The 18546-nt window shown below is 39.4% G+C and carries 13 protein-coding genes and 2 pseudogenes; 4 read left to right on the top strand and 11 right to left on the bottom strand.

All coding sequences use genetic code 11. The features are described 5' to 3' along the window. Positions 1-3: 3 nt before the first annotated feature. Both AC0VZ4_RS09375 and AC0VZ4_RS09370 read right to left on the bottom strand, forming a co-directional pair. A complete protein-coding gene (locus AC0VZ4_RS09375; RefSeq protein WP_475441544.1) occupies positions 4-1050 on the bottom strand; it encodes a cache domain-containing protein in 1047 nt (348 codons plus the stop codon). Between the two features lie 90 nt (positions 1051-1140). Next, positions 1141-2400 carry an IS256 family transposase gene (locus tag AC0VZ4_RS09370; RefSeq protein ID WP_475439694.1) on the bottom strand — a complete coding sequence of 420 codons (1260 nt, stop codon included), beginning with the start codon at positions 2398-2400 and terminating at the stop codon, positions 1141-1143. Between the two features lie 256 nt (positions 2401-2656). Between AC0VZ4_RS09370 and tnpC the strand changes: the two genes are divergently transcribed. Next, the gene (gene tnpC / locus AC0VZ4_RS09365) at positions 2657-4096 is read left to right on the top strand and encodes an IS66 family transposase (protein WP_475439674.1); all 1440 of its coding nucleotides are present in this window, start codon (positions 2657-2659) and stop codon (positions 4094-4096) included. Positions 4097-5004: 908 nt separating this feature from the next. On the opposite strand, the gene AC0VZ4_RS09360 is transcribed toward tnpC, so the two are convergent. The 3 genes from AC0VZ4_RS09360 to AC0VZ4_RS09350 are packed head-to-tail and all read right to left on the bottom strand — an operon-like array spanning position 5005 to position 7803. After that, positions 5005-6213 carry an ABC transporter permease gene (locus AC0VZ4_RS09360; RefSeq protein WP_096793171.1) on the bottom strand — a complete coding sequence of 403 codons (1209 nt, stop codon included), beginning with the start codon at positions 6211-6213 and terminating at the stop codon, positions 5005-5007. Continuing rightward, on the bottom strand, positions 6206-6994 hold the full coding sequence (locus AC0VZ4_RS09355; protein WP_165743220.1) for an ABC transporter ATP-binding protein: 789 nt from the start codon (positions 6992-6994) through the stop codon (positions 6206-6208). Before AC0VZ4_RS09355 ends, AC0VZ4_RS09360 begins: the two co-directional genes overlap by 8 nt. Continuing rightward, complete coding sequence (locus AC0VZ4_RS09350) at positions 6991-7803, bottom strand: DUF3025 domain-containing protein (RefSeq protein ID WP_475441543.1); 813 nt, start codon at positions 7801-7803, stop codon at positions 6991-6993. Before AC0VZ4_RS09350 ends, AC0VZ4_RS09355 begins: the two co-directional genes overlap by 4 nt. 112 nt (positions 7804-7915) lie before the next feature. On the opposite strand from AC0VZ4_RS09350, the gene AC0VZ4_RS09345 reads away from it, so the two are divergent. Both AC0VZ4_RS09345 and AC0VZ4_RS09340 read left to right on the top strand, forming a co-directional pair. Continuing rightward, positions 7916-9541 carry a M28 family metallopeptidase gene (locus AC0VZ4_RS09345; RefSeq protein ID WP_475441542.1) on the top strand — a complete coding sequence of 542 codons (1626 nt, stop codon included), beginning with the start codon at positions 7916-7918 and terminating at the stop codon, positions 9539-9541. 120 nt (positions 9542-9661) lie between these two features. Continuing rightward, positions 9662-10831: a putative manganese transporter gene (locus tag AC0VZ4_RS09340; protein ID WP_475441541.1), complete on the top strand. Its 1170-nt coding sequence runs from the start codon at positions 9662-9664 to the stop codon at positions 10829-10831. A gap of 41 nt (positions 10832-10872) precedes the next feature. Here AC0VZ4_RS09340 and AC0VZ4_RS09335 read toward each other — a convergent pair. Then, positions 10873-11694, bottom strand: a pseudogene (locus AC0VZ4_RS09335) (IS4 family transposase); the annotation flags it as partial. Between the two features lie 79 nt (positions 11695-11773). On the opposite strand from AC0VZ4_RS09335, the gene AC0VZ4_RS09330 reads away from it, so the two are divergent. Next, complete coding sequence (locus AC0VZ4_RS09330; protein ID WP_475441595.1) at positions 11774-12658, top strand: IS982 family transposase; 885 nt, start codon at positions 11774-11776, stop codon at positions 12656-12658. A gap of 11 nt (positions 12659-12669) precedes the next feature. On the opposite strand, the pseudogene AC0VZ4_RS09325 reads toward AC0VZ4_RS09330, so the two are convergent. The 5 genes and pseudogenes from AC0VZ4_RS09325 to astE form a co-directional block, all read right to left on the bottom strand. Further along, positions 12670-13191 (bottom strand): annotated as a pseudogene (locus tag AC0VZ4_RS09325) (transposase domain-containing protein); the annotation flags it as partial. A gap of 135 nt (positions 13192-13326) precedes the next feature. Next, positions 13327-14913 carry a dihydrolipoyllysine-residue acetyltransferase gene (locus tag AC0VZ4_RS09320; protein WP_475441540.1) on the bottom strand — a complete coding sequence of 529 codons (1587 nt, stop codon included), beginning with the start codon at positions 14911-14913 and terminating at the stop codon, positions 13327-13329. Between the two features lie 8 nt (positions 14914-14921). Then, the gene (locus AC0VZ4_RS09315; RefSeq protein ID WP_002962936.1) at positions 14922-15899 is read right to left on the bottom strand and encodes an alpha-ketoacid dehydrogenase subunit beta; all 978 of its coding nucleotides are present in this window, start codon (positions 15897-15899) and stop codon (positions 14922-14924) included. Then, positions 15899-17113, bottom strand: coding sequence for a thiamine pyrophosphate-dependent dehydrogenase E1 component subunit alpha (locus tag AC0VZ4_RS09310; protein WP_475441539.1), 1215 nt, complete (start codon positions 17111-17113; stop codon positions 15899-15901). The genes AC0VZ4_RS09315 and AC0VZ4_RS09310 overlap by 1 nt, the downstream gene beginning before the upstream one ends. A gap of 265 nt (positions 17114-17378) precedes the next feature. Further along, entirely contained in the window at positions 17379-18431 is a 1053-nt protein-coding gene (gene astE / locus AC0VZ4_RS09305; protein WP_475441538.1) for a succinylglutamate desuccinylase, read from the bottom strand. Positions 18432-18546 lie beyond the last annotated feature (115 nt).

Here is an 18546-nt window from a genome sequence, read left to right as displayed (position 1 = left end):
ACTTCAAGCTTTCTTAAGATCCAACCTATGAAAAAACACTACGAGTAAAATAATGAAATTTTGTCGCCTTTCACTCACTTTCAATAATAAATGATGAGTATTTAAGCTAACAGCTAATTCAAGAGGGAGCATCGCGATATCTCCTTCAAAATAAATCCGTTTTTTTAAGTAGTATTGTTGAGGGTAACTATTTATTGGCAGTGTATTGCCAACAGACATTTCTTCGGCTTCATTAAATTCATCATCCCAAGTCCTACTTTGGTTAAACTCAAAGCCAAATCGTAAGTCAGTATCTGGATGGTATAAAAATTCACCTTCATTATTCATTAAGTAAATAGCAATGCCCCTTGGAGACTCTACAATTAAGCTTTTAAATAATTCGTCTGCAAAATAATTAGTGACTAGTACTGCAAACACTTGCTTATGTTCGTCGAAAACAGGTTTAGCAACTCGAAAAGTACTAATGTAAGGCTGCTGTATTTCGCCATTTTCTCGATTGTAATTTATAGGGGAAATGTAAACTGAATTTGCATCTAATATACTGGCTTTAATTACGTAGTCACGTTGTCCTTTTTGTTGTAATTGTTCTCCATCGAGCCTAACTAGGCTGCCGAGCTCAGTGCGATCGACCCTAACAACTTCTTGGCCACCGTCTGCTAGTGTAATATAACGTGCCTGTAATATGCTTTCGTCTGTGCGCATAAAACCCGAAAATATACTTGCTAAGCGCTCTTGCCAGATCGCAATTGGCGTACCCAATAGTGGATCTATCAATTTATGTTCTGAGGCGCGAGAAATACCTTGGATTGGTGGTGTAGCATCTAGAAATCGGATAGCAGTAACGCTGTCTTTAAAGTGCTTTTTTAAAGACAGCGTTTTTGTTTCTAATTCTCTTTTTAATTCAATTTGAGCCGTATTATAAACGTCACTTCTTACTTTTTTCTCAAATAAATAAAGCGAGGGTAATGAAATAACTATAAATGTTATTACAACCAAAAGTATCAGCTTGTTATTTTTTGTGCTTCTAAAAAAAATATTCTTTTTTAACATTTACTTTCGCCACTAAATTGAACTACTAAACAGTATAGAGTATTAAACAATTAAATATCCTAGCAACCAGAACTTACAGGCGAGTTATTGTCAAATCTGGTGTATGAGCTCATCTTGATGCTCTGTTTGATCTTGAGTTATTCTTTCGCCGTCTTTAAATTTTACCCCTGTAATTACTTCAGCCAGTAACTTAAACCCTCGCAAGCGGTACCATTTTTTCTCTGCCGACTGCGCGAGTTTAAAAACCATCATTAAGGTGGTTGTCCGGCTGCCACAACTCTTCACTTTATGCGTTCTCAGCCTTACCGTCGCAAACGTTGACTCTATCGGATTACTCGTTCTTATGTGCATCCAATGCTCAGCAGGATAATCATAAAATGCCAGCATTTCATCTTTATCCTTCATCAAGCAATCCGTCGCTTTTGGGTATTTGACTGAGTAATTTTTAACAAATAAATCATACGCTTTATAAGCAGAAGCTCGACTCTCTGCCATCCAGATATCTTGTAAATTCGCTTTGATTTTAGGTTGCATTGATTTCGGCACTTTGTTTAGCACATTCGCGATTTTATGCACCCAGCAACGTTGATGTTGGGTTGTTGGCCATACTTTGGTGAGGGCATTCCAAAACCCCAGCGCACCATCCCCTATGGCCAATTTTGGTGGTATTGTTAGACCCTGTGAGCGCAGTTGATTTAACACTTCAGTCCAGCTCTGCTCAGACTCACGAACCCCGTCAACCACCGCCAATAGCTCCTTTCTGCCCGTTTCATCTACCCCCATAATTACCAGTAAGCACAGCTTATCATCCATTCGAATTTTACTGTAAATCCCATCGGCCCAGATATACACATATCGACGTTTAGCCAAGGAACGTTTAGACCACTGCTGATACTCCGTTTCCCAGGTGGATTTCAACCGAGAGACACTATTGGCCGACAAACCTTTGGCTTGCTCGCCTAAAAGAGACACTAAAGCGGGCTGCATATCACCCGTCGAAATTCCTCGTAAATAGAGCCATGGGATCAGCTCTTCGATATTTTTTGTCCGTTTCAGATAAGGCGGGATCAAGGCACTATTGAATTTAATGCCTTCCTTTTTTCGATCCCTGACTTTAGGTATTTTGACCTCAATATCACCAAGGCCTGTTTGGATCGTACGCTCAGGCTGGTGACCATTTTTGACGATCCGCTGAAGTCCCTCGACGGTCTCATGCTGGTATTGAGCCAATAAAACAGCCAACTCAGCCTCAATCGCTTGAGCTAACAACTGCTGCGCCCCGCTTTTAAGCAACTGCTCTAACGGATTGTCTGGTTTTTCAATGGAAATAACATTATCATTTTCAGTCATTGCGATGTCTCTCTGGTTAATTGTTGATCTGGTCAAGATCAATTAACAGATTACATCGCAATGACTTTTTCTCATACACCAGAAACGACTATAGCTCCTTACAGGCCTATAAGGGGTAATTTTCAATATTTAGCTTTTAGTTACTTAAAGAGTAACTATTCACCATGGTAAATTATTTTCAAAGGATCTTTTTTAACTATTGACCGATCCCGCCAGTATGCCAAGCTAGGGCTATGACCTAATAGCCCTAGCTTCAATGAATTTAAACAGCATCAACATCGACGAAATCGTTGAGAAAACCAAAGCTCAATTACAAGAAGGTAAAACTCTCACGCCTGCGCTGAAGATGTCTATTGAACTCATTCTGGTTGTCGTTGTTATGTTAGCAAGTAAATTAGGACTTAACAGTAACAATAGCAGTATCCCGCCATCAAAAGACATCAACCGAAAAAAACAAAACAAAGAGAAATCAGCCAAGTCAGCGGGTGGTCAAAAAGGCCGTGCAGGTAAAACACTAACCCAAACACAGACGCCTGATGAGATCAAAATCATCCTAGTTGAACGTGATTTTTTACCGAAAGGTCACTACCGTGAAATTGGCTTTCAAAAACGACAGGTTGTCGATATAGATATCAGGAAAGTGGTCACTGAATACCAAGCACAAATTCTGGAAAATGAGCAAGGTAAGCGTTTTATTGGTGAATTTCCAGAAGACGTTAACAGTCCTATTCAATATGGGGTTGGTGTAAAAGCCCATGCAGTTTACCTATCCCAATATCAATTACTCCCTTACAACCGCATTGAAGAATATTTTTGTGATCAACTCGGTATTCCAATCAGTGCGGGTAGTTTATTTAACTTTAATGAACAAGCAGCGGCCTTGGTAAAGTCCTCCGGCGCAGAAGCCGCGCTCAAGAAAGCCCTGAAAACGACTTATCAAGCCTTACACGTTGATGAAACGGGGATTAATATAGGTGGTAAACGACGATGGCTTCATGGTGCATCAACGACGTGGTGGACGTATTTTTACCCGCATGAGAAAAGAGGGAAAATAGCGATGGATGACGCCGATATTTTACCTCACTTTACTGGGGTACTATGCCACGACCACTGGAAACCGTATTATCAATATACACAGTGCCAACATGCCTTGTGTAATGCACATCATATCCGAGAGTTAGAAAGGGCATGGGAGCAAGACGGTATGCAATGGGCAAAGGATTTGCAAACCCTACTGACTGAAATCAATAAACATCAAATAGATAACCCCGAGCTAGATGCAGACACAAAAGCTCACTATATAGAGAAATATCAACAAATATTGGCTCAAGGTGACATTAAATGCCCTCCACCGGATAGAAACAGCCGAGTAAAAGGCCAGCGAGGCAGATTGAAACGAACAAAGTCTAGAGCGTTGTTAGAGCGGTTAAGAGATTATCAAGATGATGTCTTACGGTTCATGACGGAAACAGCGGTGCCTTTTAGCAACAACCAAGGTGAGAATGATATTAGGATGACCAAGGTTCATCAAAAGATATCTGGGTGCTTCAGAAGCATGCAAGGTGCAGAGATGTTTTGTTTAATCAGAAGCTACCTCTCGACTTGCAGAAAACAGCATGTATCAGCAAGCCTAGCCCTTGAATTACTCTTCAAAAATCAGTTACCTGATATATTTATTGAAAATGTGGCTGAATAGTTACCTTAAAGATTGATAATCTGAGATGGCATCGTAAATCCATTTATGTATTTACCGTGCAATTATTTTATTAGTAACGGGTAACTATTTACGTATAGTTTTTTAGCATTACGCCCTGTTTATCATTCAAGATTGAAATTTGTTCCGTCAAGGGCCTATATCGCGGCGCATGGTTTATAACCTTTGGGCTAGCTAGCTGCCCCTGCGTTACCTTACTAACTTACATTAAGAATAAGTAAGATGTCTGCGGATTACTAACGCCCTTTACCGACTTCAATATAAGCGGCAAAGAATCAATAGCCATAAGGGAGAATGCAATTGGCAGCGTATGTTGGCATTTATGCTGCGCTATCGCCTATTTATAAATAATCCCTTATAAGTAACACCACATTATTTAGGCTGTATTTTGACTAAAGAACAGGTCTATTTTTGAAATTTCACCCACAAAAGTTCAACACGCCTAACCTAAATTAATAAACACTGAGGAAATTATAAGCATAGAGTACGTTAATACGTTCTGAACAGATCTGAACATTGGGAACTAATGACCATGAGAGCAACATTCGTAAACAGCTGTTTAAAAGATTTTTTATACCAATCCGCAATAATACTTGATCAATTTCAGGGATTAAATCTGACTTTAACTGCGTTAAAATTCCTGTTATACGACTGCATGGATGCAGGAGGTAGAGCAATTAGTGATAACAATTAAATAAAGAAGTTTTTGCTTTGTTATCAACATAATTTTCTTACTTAAAAATAGATCACGTAATTAAGGGTATTGGTGTTATTGATGATTTCCATAATTAAAATCAACATATAAAAATAGCAGCTAAACGCTGCTATAAAACTTAAATATACGCTTACTGGCTTTGGTAATAAATTACCAAAGCCAGAATAACTTTATATCATCTAAAAAGTACATCTTCGCGATTAAACCACTTAACGCAAAAGGCCAGTAGCCCTGCTGCAATGATTGCAGTGGCTAAAAATATTAAGCCAATGAATGTGTAATCAACAGTCCCTTTTACTATTTCTTTAATCGCTAAAGCCACGTTTGTAACTGGAATAAATGCTGTTTTAGCAGTGAGTTCCATATTTGGCATGATTGAAATAATAATCGGGAAAAATACGCCCATACTAAGTGGTGCCATATAGTTTTGCGCTTCTTTAAACGTGCGAGCATAGATAGATATAGCCAGAGCTAAGGCCGAAAATATAGCTGCAACCGGTAATAATAGTAAAAATATCATCAGTAAATCGGTAACTGCTAATGTACTAAATGCGGCTTTAATAAAATCAAGATCGGCAAATGCGAGCGCCAGTGCTATCCAGCAGCCCATACTTAAGACGGTTATGGTTGTGGAGGCAATGGATGTAGTTAACAAGGTTATAAATTTACCAAGCACCAACTCTGTACGCGTAATAGGTGTAAGTAGGAGTGTTTCTAGCGTGCCACGTTCTTTTTCGCCAGCGCCTAAATCAATAGCGGGATAAGTTGCCCCCATCAATACTAATGGAATAAGTAGGTAAGGTAAAAACCCGCCAATTTTTTCGCCAAGGTTTTCACGTTTATCGGCTGTATCTACTTTTATGACTTCAATTGGATTAAGAATAGATTTTTGAACAGACTCTTCAATACCAAAACTGATTAGCTTTTGAGTTTGCAGCACGTCACTGTATTCTTTTGCAAGTTCTTTAACGCGTTCGAATAAAAAGTTGATAGATTTTGAATCGTTAAAAACAACCTGCCACTGGCTTTGTTTTCCATCGTCCAATGTTTGCACAGCATGACTTGGTAAATAAATACCCATATCAATATCGCCAGCGATTACACCTGCTTTAAGCTCATCAATATTGTTAAAGGTTTTATCCCCTTTATAAAGCTCAAAACTTTTGTGATAAAACACTTTATCTGTAAACTCTTGTGCGTAGTCACCGTTGATAATCGCGTAAGTATTTACTTTTTGCTCAGCGTCCATTGCAGCTTGCGAGCTTATAAATGCCATTACGGCAAACAATAACGGAAATATAGCAACAGGGAGCGCGACTACAAATAATAGCGTTTTTTTATCGCGTAATAACTCTCTTAATTCCTTTTTAAATACCTCAAACATCATGTTTCTCCGTTAATATGTTCATAAACGCTTGGTTAAGCTCATCACTATTGCCTGCTTGTTTAAACTCTTCTACTGTTCCGTCAAAACAGCTAATACCTTCGTTAATTACAGCGACTCGGTCGCACAAAAGAGCAACTTCATCTAGATGATGGGTTGAGAAAATAACAGGCGTCCCTTGCGCCTTTAAACCTTTGATAAATTTAATAACGGTTTGTGTTGTCATTATATCAAGGCCCGTTGTTGGCTCATCAAGCACAACAACTGCTGGGCGATGAACAACTGCACGCGCTATATTTGCTTTTTGCTTCATACCTGTTGAAAGGTTTTCTGCCCGTTTATCTACAAATTTGTGCATATCAAGCAATGTAAAAAGCTCATCACAACGCGTTGCTATATCGCTTTTGTTCATGCCATGAAGCTTTGCAAAATACTCTATGTTTTCTTTTACAGTTAAGCGGCCATACAACCCCGTAGAGCCTGATAAAAAACCAATAGACTTACGTCCCAATAGCGGTTTTTTTACAATATCGTTTCCGGCAATCGTTATTGAGCCTTCATCGGGCTTTAACGCGGTTGAAATCATTCTCAGTGTCGTCGTTTTACCCGCACCATTTGGGCCGAGCAATCCAAGTACCTCACCTTTAGCGCAACTAAAACTAACGTCTCGTACTGAGTGAAAGTAGTCTTTATCTTCACGAGGATCGATGTCGTCTATTTTATTTTTTTTGTGATCTTTAGTTAGCTTAAATTTCTTTTTAAGCCCAGCAACTTCTATCATGTTCGCATCCTTCGTTTCGCTCTAAAATAATCTGTATTGTTGTAAAAAGAGTCGTCTTTGTTTTCGTCATGCCAGCCAGGCACTCCTAATAAAGGCAGTGGCGAAAGCTTTTTGTTATCAGCTAAGCAGTTATCTGTATTAATCATCTCATAAAGGGCTTGGTCAAGGTACTGGTATTGAGTTACTAAGTCTTTACAAAATATTTCATTAGGTACACAAACAAATAACGCTTTACCCGTTAAACCTATATAAGGCTTTGTTAGCATTTCATAATTAGCATGACCAAACATAAAAGGTTTTATTGTTTTACCCCACTCATGTCTGTGTTCAACGAATGCAGTTTTCCATTGGTGATCGCAAAGCCACTGCTGCCATTTACTCTCACTTATAGCTAATACAACGCCACATTCATCAAAAAGCGTTAGTGCATTACGATGCTTAGTACGCTGTTGCAGTCCATGCTCAGCTATATCTTGCACATGTCTATGGTTTATTAACGCTTTGGTTTTTGGAAATAAACACCATATAAACCCACCAAATAAGTCATGCCAATTTTCACTGCGTGTAGGTACAACACCCGTTTCAAAAATTACTTGCTCGTAATAGCGAACGCCAAACTCTACCTTTGCATCATCTTCAAAAGTAATAGGAATATTATTCTCATTTATAGCGGTTAAAAATGGAGAAAACCACTGCGGCGCCGGCCAATCTGTTAGTTCGTTAACTTTAAATAGCTCACGTAAATGCGCAAATGCACCTGTTTCTAAACTACTGATTTGCCACTGCTCGGGGGGAGTAAAACGCTTCATTTAAACCTTTAACAATTTATGCCTATAATTTACGAGAAGTTTACCGTAAAAACTGGTTCTGCTTAATAGAAGTTAATATACTAATCACAACTTAAAACAAAAAAGAGCTGACATGAAACATTATTTCTCTCTCACACTCCTCGCTACTGCTGTTTTAGCTGGTTGCGCAACAACAAGTATTACCCCTACTGATGTAACAAATGGATATAACAGTATTAAAGCTGATGAACTGGCTAAACATGTAAAAGTACTCGCATCGGATGAGTTTGGTGGCCGTGCTCCTTCATCACCGGGCGAAAAGCTAACGCTTGATTATTTAACTGCGCAGTTTAAAGCTTTAGGCTTAGAGCCTGGTAATGGCGACAGTTACTTACAAGAAGTGCCATTGGTTTCTTTAGAAGCTGATTCGAACATGGTGCTTAGTATTGGTGGTAAAGACTATCAATATAAAAAAGACATGGTTATGGGTAGCAGCCGCATTAGCGCACAAGAAGGCATAGAAAATTCTGAACTTGTATTTGTGGGCTACGGCGTTAATGCACCTGAATACAATTGGAATGATTACGAAGGATTAGACGTTAAGGGCAAAACGGTTGTAATGCTGGTTAACGATCCGGGATTTGCAACAAAAGACCCTGCTTTATTTACTGGCGATGCTATGACTTATTACGGTCGTTGGACATACAAATATGAAGAAGCAAGTCGACAAGGTGCAGCTGGCGCAATTATTATTCATGAAACAGCACCTGCGTCATACCCATGGTCAGTAGTTGAAAACTCTTGGAGCGGTGAGCAGTTTGGTTTTCAAAAAGAAAACAACAATATGGACCGCGTAGCCGTTGAAGGCTGGGTTACAACTGACGTAGCAAAAGAGCTTTTCACTAAAGCAGGTTTAGATTTTGATACTGCGAAAGAAAACGCAGCTAAAGGTGCTTACCATGTTGATATGGGCGATTTAACTGCTTCTGTTAATGTTAAAAATACGATTAAAAAATCGGTGTCGTATAACTTTATCGCCACGTTACCAGGAAGTGAGCAAGTAGATGAGCATGTGATTTACTCAGCTCACTGGGATCACTTAGGTACAGACAAAACACGTAAAGGCGATCAAATTTATAACGGTGCTCATGACAACGCAACGGGTACAGCTGGGCTAATTGAAGTAGCTGAAGCCTTCACTAAATTACCTAAGCACCCTAGCCGCTCAATGACATTTTTAGCGGTAACTGCTGAAGAACAAGGCTTACTTGGCTCTAAATACTATGCAGCAAACCCAGTCATTGCAGCGAATAAAACAGTGGCTAACATAAACATGGATAGCTTAAATTTATTAGGCAAAGTAAAAGACATAAATGTGGTTGGTATTGGTAAATCACAAATGGATGAGTTTTTAGCAACTGCAGCTCAAGAGCAAGGCAGAACAATATCAGGCGATCCTAAACCATCATCAGGTGGTTATTACCGCTCTGATCACTTTGCATTTGCTAATATGGGGATTCCGGCAATGTACGCAGGTGGCGGCACAGTGGCTGCAGATGAAGAGACAGCTAATTACCGTAAGCGCATGAGCTTAGTGCTTCGCGGTTGTTACCATCAACCATGTGATCGTTACCGTGACGAATGGGATTTATCGGGTGCTGTTCAAGACTTACAATTGTTTTATAAAGTAGGTTTTGATATTTCTGAGCAAGAGCAATGGCCAACGTGGAATGCAAGCTCAGAATTTCAACGTAAGTAGCATTGGTTTAACATCGAAAAACTCAAAGAGAGTAATCGATTTAAATAGATGCAAATGATATTGATTATCATTTAATTAAAATATACAGTGTTACTAAGTTTATTTAATTGGTAACACTGTATGATTTTACTCTCTCAAATAGGATTTATTACGCCCGCTTCTAAACGCTTTGTTAGCCAAAATAAACGTTTATTATTACCACTTTTTTTACTGGTATGCTTAGCTGTGCCATCACTTCGTGAAATTACAATAACAGCACTAAGCGATGCTTTTTTTCAAGTTAGCGTATTTGTTGCTGCTACATTATTAATTTATTACTACGCCATAGAGCATTTACCTCAATTAGAACTTAGTTATTTAAGTGCTAAATCGCCGGTATTAGAAATATTTTTTGCTGCCGTTTTAGGTGCCCTTCCTGGATGTGGTGGTGCAATAATAGTGGTTACCCAGTTTACAAAAGGCCAAGCAAGTTTTGGGGCTATTGTTGCTGTTTTAACAGCTACAATGGGAGATGCCGCATTTTTACTCCTTGCCACTCGCCCTACTGAAGGTTTAACCATAATGGCCATTGGCTTAGTAGTAGGCACGCTTTGTGGTGTTATAGTAAACGCCCTTCATGCAAAAGACTTTTTACGCCCAACAAAGCAAGAACAAAAACACCAAGTTAAAGTATTGCCAACTAGTATAATTAAAATAAGCAAACCCGTTTGGATGTTCGCTATTATTCCAAGCCTCATTATTGCCTTTTTAATTGCATTTAATGTCAACTTTGATCAATTTGGAAAATACACAGGCACAAGTATTAGTATTTTTGGTGCTGCAATGGCGTTATTTACTGTAACTATATGGGCGTATTCTTCTAAAGGTGAAAGCTATAAAGAAGTAACCTCAGAAGACGATGAATGTAATCCATCTTCTAAAATTATTAAAGTACTTCAAGACACACACTTTGTGACCGCATGGGTAGTGGCATCGTTTATGTTGTTTGAGATTTTAGTAAATATTGCAGGGCTTGATTTAAAAAACTGGTTTGCACATTATGCTTATTTAGCCCCACTTATTGCTGTAGTGATTGGTTTTTTACCAGGTTGTGGCCCGCAAATAATTGTTACTACGCTTTATATTCAAGGCATTATTCCCTTTAGTGCATTAACTGCTAATGCAATATCTAACGATGGTGATGCGTTATTTCCTGCAATTGCAATGGCACCTAAAGCGGCTGTAATTGCGACTGTGTATACATCCATTCCTGCTTTGGCCGTTGGCTATGGCCTTTACTTTTTAAGTTAAAATTGTCATATACAAAAAGCTCAGCAATTGCTTAATGCCAGTCAGTTAACAGCGGACTGGCATTTTTTATTGGGGTATTTACTGGGTTTTGGTTTCACACACCTCGGATACGCCCGCTCCCGTTTTATCGGCAATATGTGATGTTCAACTTGAGCTTGTAATTGCTCTATTGATTTAGGTATCCGTCCTGCATTTTCTATAAACATTGTATGAATAAGGTTAATAATACTAATAGCACACGTCGTAAAACTCAGGTGTTTTGCATATATTCCAGACTTTTTCTGCGCCATTTTCACCATCTGGTATCGGAGCAAGTTATAGCTCAACATTACGCCCCATAATTCTTGCGCTATCATCTCAGGTTTCTTGCTGCGTAGCGTGAAGTGACTATTCAGTAACGTTTGTTTCATTTCTCGATAACCAAGTTCAATTTCCCATCGTTCACTATAGAGGTCAACAATGTCAGCCTTAGGGAAACGCATTGGATCAGTCAGTGAAGTGAGTATATTCACTTCTTTCCCCTTAACCGTTTTTGTGACTAGCCTGACTTCAATACTCTGTGGTAAATCGTCGAACTTTTTTCTCGCTTGTGCTGTTGCTTTTAGCTTGATAAGTTTGTCTTGACGACCTAAAGAGCGAACAATTTCATATTGCGTGCCTTTTCTCATCGGTTGAAGCCAATGCCTATTTCCCCCAGCATGATGCCAACGATTGAGTAAGCCTAGAGAATAGAAGCCTCTATCAAATAACGTCAGTGAGTTATCGGGTGTTGCCTCGATTAAGTCTTCAGCCAACACCATTTCACTAGTACGACAACTATCAAAGGCGCTCCCCATTAATAAATGGCTAGTTAACCTGAATCTCGTTTAAGAAATTGAACTAAATGCCTGTTCCGAGATCCGATCTTTCGACCAAAAACGATTGGATAAGCAAGGAACAGGCATGATTAAATTAGTTGAATTATTTTGCGATGTCGATGATTTTTGCAAAGTATTTATACCCCAATGGGAAAAACAATTACTCGAAGATGGCACCCAAAAACGTCAGCGTTCAGGACGTATGACGACCAGTGAAATTATGACTATTGTTATTAGTTTTCATATGTCACATCACCGAGATTTCAAAAATTACTACCTTGGCTATGTATCACTTATGTACAAAAGTGAATTTCCCAACTTGCTCAGTTACACACGATTTTTAGCCGTTATGCCAAGGGTAATTGTGCCGATGTGTGCCTATTTTACTTCACTTAAAGGTAAACCCACAGGCGTTGAATTCATTGACTCCACATGTATTAAAGTGTGCCATAATATTCGTATTCCAAGACACAAAACCTTTGATGGAATAGCCCAGCGTGGCAAAGGAACAATGGGATGGTTTTATGGCTTCAAGCTACATTTAATCGTTAATCACCATGGTGAAATTGTTGCTGCGAAAGTGACAACAGGAAATGTACATGATACTCAACCAGTGCGTGAGTTAGCGAGCTGCCTGACGGATAAATTATATGGTGACAAAGGGTATTTAAGTAAAGCTTTAGAAGCCGATTTACTCGATAAAGGGGTAAAGCTCATTACGACGGTTCGCAAAAATATGAAGGCAAAAGCGATGTCATTATGGGATAGAGCAATGCTTTCAAAACGCTTTATAATCGAAACAATTAATGACCAGCTCAAGAACATATCCTTCATTGAACATTCAAGACATCGGAGTATGAACGGCTTTATGTTGAATTTAGTCGCTGGATTGGTGGCTTATTGCTTGAAAGAAAAGAAGCCACACCTTAATTTAACTGACGTAGAGCTTAACGCATTAGTTATCGCTTAAGCAGAACTCAGGTTAGTTAACTCCATCAAACACACCATGCGAACCTGAGGGAAAGCCGTGTCACCATGCTGATTTTTCCACACGGAGAATGCATGTTGATTTTCAGCAGTATCCGGTGTGCGCCAAATAACACCATCAACACCCAGTAGTGATAGCCCGCACCATGTGGGATGGTTCGCATCAGCATTCCACATTTGCTGACTTTTCTCAAAAACCTGTTTAACGGCATCAGCCCCAAGCCGCTGCCTAGCCTGTACAACCGCACTGGGTGCAACGAGTTCTTTTTTACCTGGTAAAGCGAGCCCTAATTTACTGACAATACTCCACAGTGGGTCTTCACGATAAAACGACATACAAATGACTGTCCAAACGGCCATCTCAACAGGAAGCCTTCTTTTCCTTATCGTCGCGACACCAGCGGTTTCAGCGCATTGTTTGATAAAGTCAGGACATAAAAAATCACTCAGTTGACCTAAGCCTTCTGAATTGGGTGCGTAGCTATTGGCAAGAGAAAGTGCGGTAGTGAGTTGCAAAATAAAAGGCTCCTGAATAAATTCAGAAGCCTTTATAAACTAACCAGAAGATCGGTCAATGGATCGTCAAATATTTCTTAACTGATCGGCATTAAGCAAATTGCTGGTTTTTATCAGGTTTCAACAATTATATTATTAACTCATTGCCATCATCATTGCCGATGGATTTTCTAAGTACGATTTCCATAGGTTATTAAAACGAGCAATAGTCCCGCCATCAATAACGCGATGATCGCCAGACCAACTCACTTGCATAATAGCTTTACTCACAACTTGCCCACTTTCATCAAAACGCGGTAAGTGCTGCAGTTTACCCAATGCAACAATAGCCACTTCTGGTTTATTAATGATAGGGGTTGCGATAGTGCCGCCAATTGCACCAATATTAGAGATGCTAATCGTCCCACCTTTTAAATCATCCGGTGCAACACGCCCTTCTCGCGCTGAATGAGTTAAGCGAGTTAAATCATTTGCCACATCTACAATGCTTTTACTCTGACACGATTTAATATTAGGGACTAACAAGCCAATTTTTGAGTCAACCGCTATACCAATATTATGATCGTTATAATAAGTTAGCTCTGAGCATTCATCATTCACTTTTGAATTAAGTACAGGGTACTCTTTCATTGCCAATGATAATGCCTTTACAAAAAATGGCATCATGGTCAGCTTTACGCCTTGTGCTTTGTACTGCTCTTTTAAGGAGCTGCGCAAAGCTATAAGCTGTGTTAAGTCTATTTCATCACTAAACGTAAAATGCGGAATAGTTGAAACCGAAGCTACCATTTGCTTGGCCATAGCCACTTTAATGCCTTTAATTAGCTCTACTCGTACGCCACCGCTTTGATTCTGCGTTTGATTTTGTACTGCACTTTGAGAAGCATAGCTATTAAGCGGTGCAGTATCAATAGTATTTGGCACTTCGCCTTTTACAAACTCTTCAATATCTTGCTTGTAAATTCGACCATTTTTACCACTACCTGGTACACAGGTTAAATCAACATCAAGTTCACGTGCTTTACGGCGAACCGCAGGCGACGCCACCGCTTTTTGATTGATAACTTTAGTAGCTTCCTGCGTTTTAACAGGGGCAACTTTTTCAGCGACAGCATTAGTTTGAGCTTTAACGACCGCTTGGTTTATATCAACACTTGGCTTTACTGCACTGCCTGCAATTGTCATTTGAAACAACGGGCTATGTACTTTTGCTATTTCACCTTTTTGGTAATATAACTTTTGCACTGTGCCTGTATATTTTGCCGGAATTTGTACTAATGCTTTGTCGGTCATTACGTCACAAACCGCTTGGTCTTCTTCTATTTCATCGCCTTCTGCGACTAACCAATCAACAATCTCACACTCAACAATACCTTCACCAATATCTGGTAGTATAAAGTCCTCAACTACATCAGATGCATTGTTATTAGTTTGATTTTCAGCTTGTACAGGTTCTTGAACTACTTCATTACTCGTACTATCACCAGTTACATCCATAGCAAATAAAGGTGCATGTACTTTAGCAATTTCACCTTTTTGATAATATAGCTTTGTAATAACACCATCATGCACTGCCGGAATTTGTACTAATGCTTTGTCTGTCATCACATCACAAATTGGCTGATCCTCAGATACGGTATCGCCTTCTTGAACTAGCCACTCAACAACTTCGCATTCAACAATGCCTTCACCAATATCGGGTAATATAAAATCTTTAGCCATGGTAACCCCTAAAAATCCATTGATTGTTTAATTGCAGCCAACACTTTTAGTGCGTCCGGTACGTATTCTTTTTCAAGTGCCAACGGGTATGGTGTATCTAGGCCACATACACGTAAAATTGGCGACTCTAAATGCAAAAAACACGCTTGTTGTATTGTTGCTGCTATCTCGGCACCAAAGCCATTAGTTATAGGCGCTTCATGACTCACGATTAAACGGCCGGTTTTAATAACCGATTTAGCAATCGTTTCAACATCCCATGGTAAAATACTACGAAGATCTATTACTTCACAGCTTATACCTTGCTCGCTTGCTTGCTGTGCTGCCTCTTCAATAATCTCCATTTGAGCACCCCACGCTAAAAGCGTAATATCGGTACCCTCTTGTACTACTTCAGCCGTGCCTAATTCAATACTATAATCTTCTTCAGGCACTTCGCCTGTTGATGCACGATATAAACGCTTAGGCTCAAAAAATATGACCGGGTTATCATCTTTAATAGAGGCACGTAATAAACCTTTAGCCTGATAAGGGTTACGCGGTACAACCACTTTTAAGCCAGGTGTGTGCGCAAAATAAGCTTCGGGTGATTGCGAGTGATATAAGCCACCTGCAATACCACCGCCATAAGGCGTACGAATAGTTAAGTTACCAACATTAAATTCGTTACCACTGCGATAACGAAATTTAGCAGCTTCATTTACTATTTGATCGAACGCTGGGAAAATATAATCAGCAAATTGAATTTCTGCCAATGCAGGCGCACCAAATGCCGCTAAGCCATTAGCGAAACCTAAAATACCTTGCTCGGTTAGAGGCGTATTAAAAACACGATGCTTACCGTATTTTTCTTGCAAGCCTGATGTTGCTCTAAATACACCACCGAAGTAACCAACATCTTCGCCAAAAATACAGGCTTGAGGGTGTTCGTTCATCGTAATATCGAGGGCAGAGTTAATTGCGTGAAGCATGTTCATTTTAGCCATTACTTAATTCTCCCTGCGGTTACTGGGTAAGCATCTGGATGCTGCTTTATATGTTCTTTTAATTGTTCGTACTGGCGTTGCAATAAGGGAATAGGTGTATCGTAAACGTCTGAAACCAATTCTTCTAAAGCAGGCTTGGCAACAACTTCAGCACGCTTTAGCGCTGCTAAAATTTCTTCACGAATCGACTCTTTTGCTTTTATGTCGTCTTCTTCGTTTAACCAGTCTTGTTTGACCAGCCATTTTCTAAATTTATCAATAGGACAGGTTTGATTATTTGCTTCTTCATCTTTAGATCGATAACCACTTGGATCGTCTGACGTAGAATGCGCGCCTAATCGATAAGCAATTGACTCAATAAGTACAGGTTCACCTTGTGTTGAGGCTATTTCACGTCCTTTTTTAGTCGCTGCATACACAGCAAGTGCATCGGTGCCATCAACACGAATTGTTTTAATGCCATAACCCACACCACGCGAGGCGATACCATCACCTTTAAATTGCTCATCAGCAGGGGTTGATATTGCATAGCCGTTATTACGTGCAAAAAATATAACCGGCGCTCTGTGAACAGCGGCCATATTTAAACCTGCATGAAAGTCACCTTCAGATGCAGCACCTTCGCCAAAGTAACAAATAGTCACATTATCAATTGTGCTGGCAAGCTCGCCTGTTTTAGCGTCGATGTGCTTTATTTTTTGGCCATATGCATAACCCGTTGCTTGTGGTATTTGCGTACCCAATGGCGATGAAATCGTCATGTAGTTTAGCGCTTTAGAGCCATAATGGATTGGCATTTGGCGACCTTTGCCTAAATCCAATTCATTTGAAAACATTTGGTTCATAAATTGATCAAGCGTAAAACCACGGTAATGCAATGCAGCTTGTTCACGATATTGAGCCATGATCATATCGTCTTGATCAAGTGCAGCAGCAGAAGCTGTAACTGCGGCTTCTTCGCCTAGGCATTGCATATAAAAACTAACACGGCCTTGGCGCTGCGCGCCTTGCATACGTTCATCTAACAAACGTATAAAACGCATTGTTTCATATAACTTAATAGCGGTATGTTTTGAAATGTCAGGTGCGGTTGCACTAGGATGGATGTCGCCGTCCTCAGTTAAAATACTAAGGGTTGGAATATTAAGCGCTTGACCATCAATAAATTCAAGCTCGTGGTTAATATTCAGCGATACGTTATTTGGATTACTCATAACCTACCTTCTTTTGTTGTCGGTAAAACAGTGCCCCTTTAAATTATTATTGTGGGTGATTGTTGCTGGTTAAACTTTGCAACATCTGCACTATCTTTAATTAAAGCTGCCAACACTTTACGTTAACGTAAAGTGTTATTCAACAGATCTGGGACGAAACAAAAGCAAATACTGGCTAAATAAGTGGCAAGTTAACGATACGGTTACTTTAATTAATAGTAATCATATAGTTAACTTTAAGTTACTAGTGGTCTGATGAGTTAAATTAGATGAAATTGCTATCAATATCCATTGGAATAACAGTAAGGAGTGCTCTTTGCCCTAATGCTACGCTCGCATTTGGAAAAATAATAGCCTCTCCTTCAACGTCAGCGTAAATCGCTGTATCACCGTCGGTTGCAAGTAGTTCACCTTTCGCAAAGCCAGTAAAGTTCTCTGCATCGTCAGAAAAAGGAAAACTAAAATCGTGCTGCGTTCTATTAATTGTCCGGTGCACTGCAAACAATTCAAACTGGCTTGCATTAAAATCAGGGTATTTAACTTCATTTTGACTAATTAATGCAGTTAAGGTTTGCTTTGTTTTTTCAAAGCGACCCATATCGTTTTGACCAAATGGCTTAACTTGACCCAGCTCTACCGTAAAAGAATCAGCACCGTGTATAAATGACGAATAATAGCTAAATGTTGTTGCAGGAGATTTCATCATAAGCACGGTATTTACACCACAACTCAATAAAAATTGTAACTGCGACTTTTTCCATGGCTTACCATGTAAAAATGGATACACAGCAAATTTTTCGTTTTTAGAGCCTCTAATTGCAGTGTGTAAGTCGTAATGACTTCGGCTACTGCCTTGCTCGCCACGGGCATAAAAATCGCTTACGTATTGCTCAAGCTTTGCAGCGCGGTTTCGCTCATTATTCATTGGTACACCTTCAACTGTATGGTGACCATTGAATAATCTATTTAAGTTTTCTTCTACAAAACGCAGGCCAATATTAATTGATTGTGGATTACCGTAAATAAACAAAGCGCGCTGCTTAAGTATCAGCTCGCCTTTTATAATTTGTTTAATGAGCGCATCACAAATTTCAATTGGCGCAGTTTCGTTACCATGTACAGCGCTTGAATAAACTACATCTTTTGACGTTGTAACAGCAGGTTGAAACTCAATGACTCCGGTATCGTGTATATTTACACGAGTCCCATTATCTAAAACAAACTCACCTGCATCTAAATGCCATTCGTTGTCACGACTAAGCGTTAAAAAATCGCCCGTTTGTTTTAATTCATTTAAGTAAGATGGATTGGCTGACATATAATAAGCCCTTTAAAAATAACGTGAGAGTAGACTCTTATGCATATATTTTTATAAATACACAAGGTATAGAAACGAAAACGGCTGAATAAATCAGCCGTTTTAAAATTATTAG

Source organism: Pseudoalteromonas sp. QJM3NY_22, from assembly GCF_056173065.1.
This window is presented reverse-complemented; position numbering and strand designations above follow the sequence as displayed.

What these genes read in the sequence shown, in the direction of transcription:
- AC0VZ4_RS09375 (WP_475441544.1), bottom strand. Translation starts at nt 1,050, where the DNA reads ATGTTAAAAAAGAATATTTTTTTTAGAAGCACAAAAAATAACAAGCTG.
- AC0VZ4_RS09370 (WP_475439694.1), bottom strand. Translation starts at nt 2,400, where the DNA reads ATGACTGAAAATGATAATGTTATTTCCATTGAAAAACCAGACAATCCG.
- tnpC (WP_475439674.1), top strand. Translation starts at nt 2,657, where the DNA reads ATGAATTTAAACAGCATCAACATCGACGAAATCGTTGAGAAAACCAAA.
- AC0VZ4_RS09360 (WP_096793171.1), bottom strand. Translation starts at nt 6,213, where the DNA reads ATGTTTGAGGTATTTAAAAAGGAATTAAGAGAGTTATTACGCGATAAA.
- AC0VZ4_RS09355 (WP_165743220.1), bottom strand. Translation starts at nt 6,994, where the DNA reads ATGATAGAAGTTGCTGGGCTTAAAAAGAAATTTAAGCTAACTAAAGAT.
- AC0VZ4_RS09350 (WP_475441543.1), bottom strand. Translation starts at nt 7,803, where the DNA reads ATGAAGCGTTTTACTCCCCCCGAGCAGTGGCAAATCAGTAGTTTAGAA.
- AC0VZ4_RS09345 (WP_475441542.1), top strand. Translation starts at nt 7,916, where the DNA reads ATGAAACATTATTTCTCTCTCACACTCCTCGCTACTGCTGTTTTAGCT.
- AC0VZ4_RS09340 (WP_475441541.1), top strand. Translation starts at nt 9,662, where the DNA reads ATGATTTTACTCTCTCAAATAGGATTTATTACGCCCGCTTCTAAACGC.
- AC0VZ4_RS09330 (WP_475441595.1), top strand. Translation starts at nt 11,774, where the DNA reads ATGATTAAATTAGTTGAATTATTTTGCGATGTCGATGATTTTTGCAAA.
- AC0VZ4_RS09320 (WP_475441540.1), bottom strand. Translation starts at nt 14,913, where the DNA reads ATGGCTAAAGATTTTATATTACCCGATATTGGTGAAGGCATTGTTGAA.
- AC0VZ4_RS09315 (WP_002962936.1), bottom strand. Translation starts at nt 15,899, where the DNA reads ATGGCTAAAATGAACATGCTTCACGCAATTAACTCTGCCCTCGATATT.
- AC0VZ4_RS09310 (WP_475441539.1), bottom strand. Translation starts at nt 17,113, where the DNA reads ATGAGTAATCCAAATAACGTATCGCTGAATATTAACCACGAGCTTGAA.
- astE (WP_475441538.1), bottom strand. Translation starts at nt 18,431, where the DNA reads ATGTCAGCCAATCCATCTTACTTAAATGAATTAAAACAAACGGGCGAT.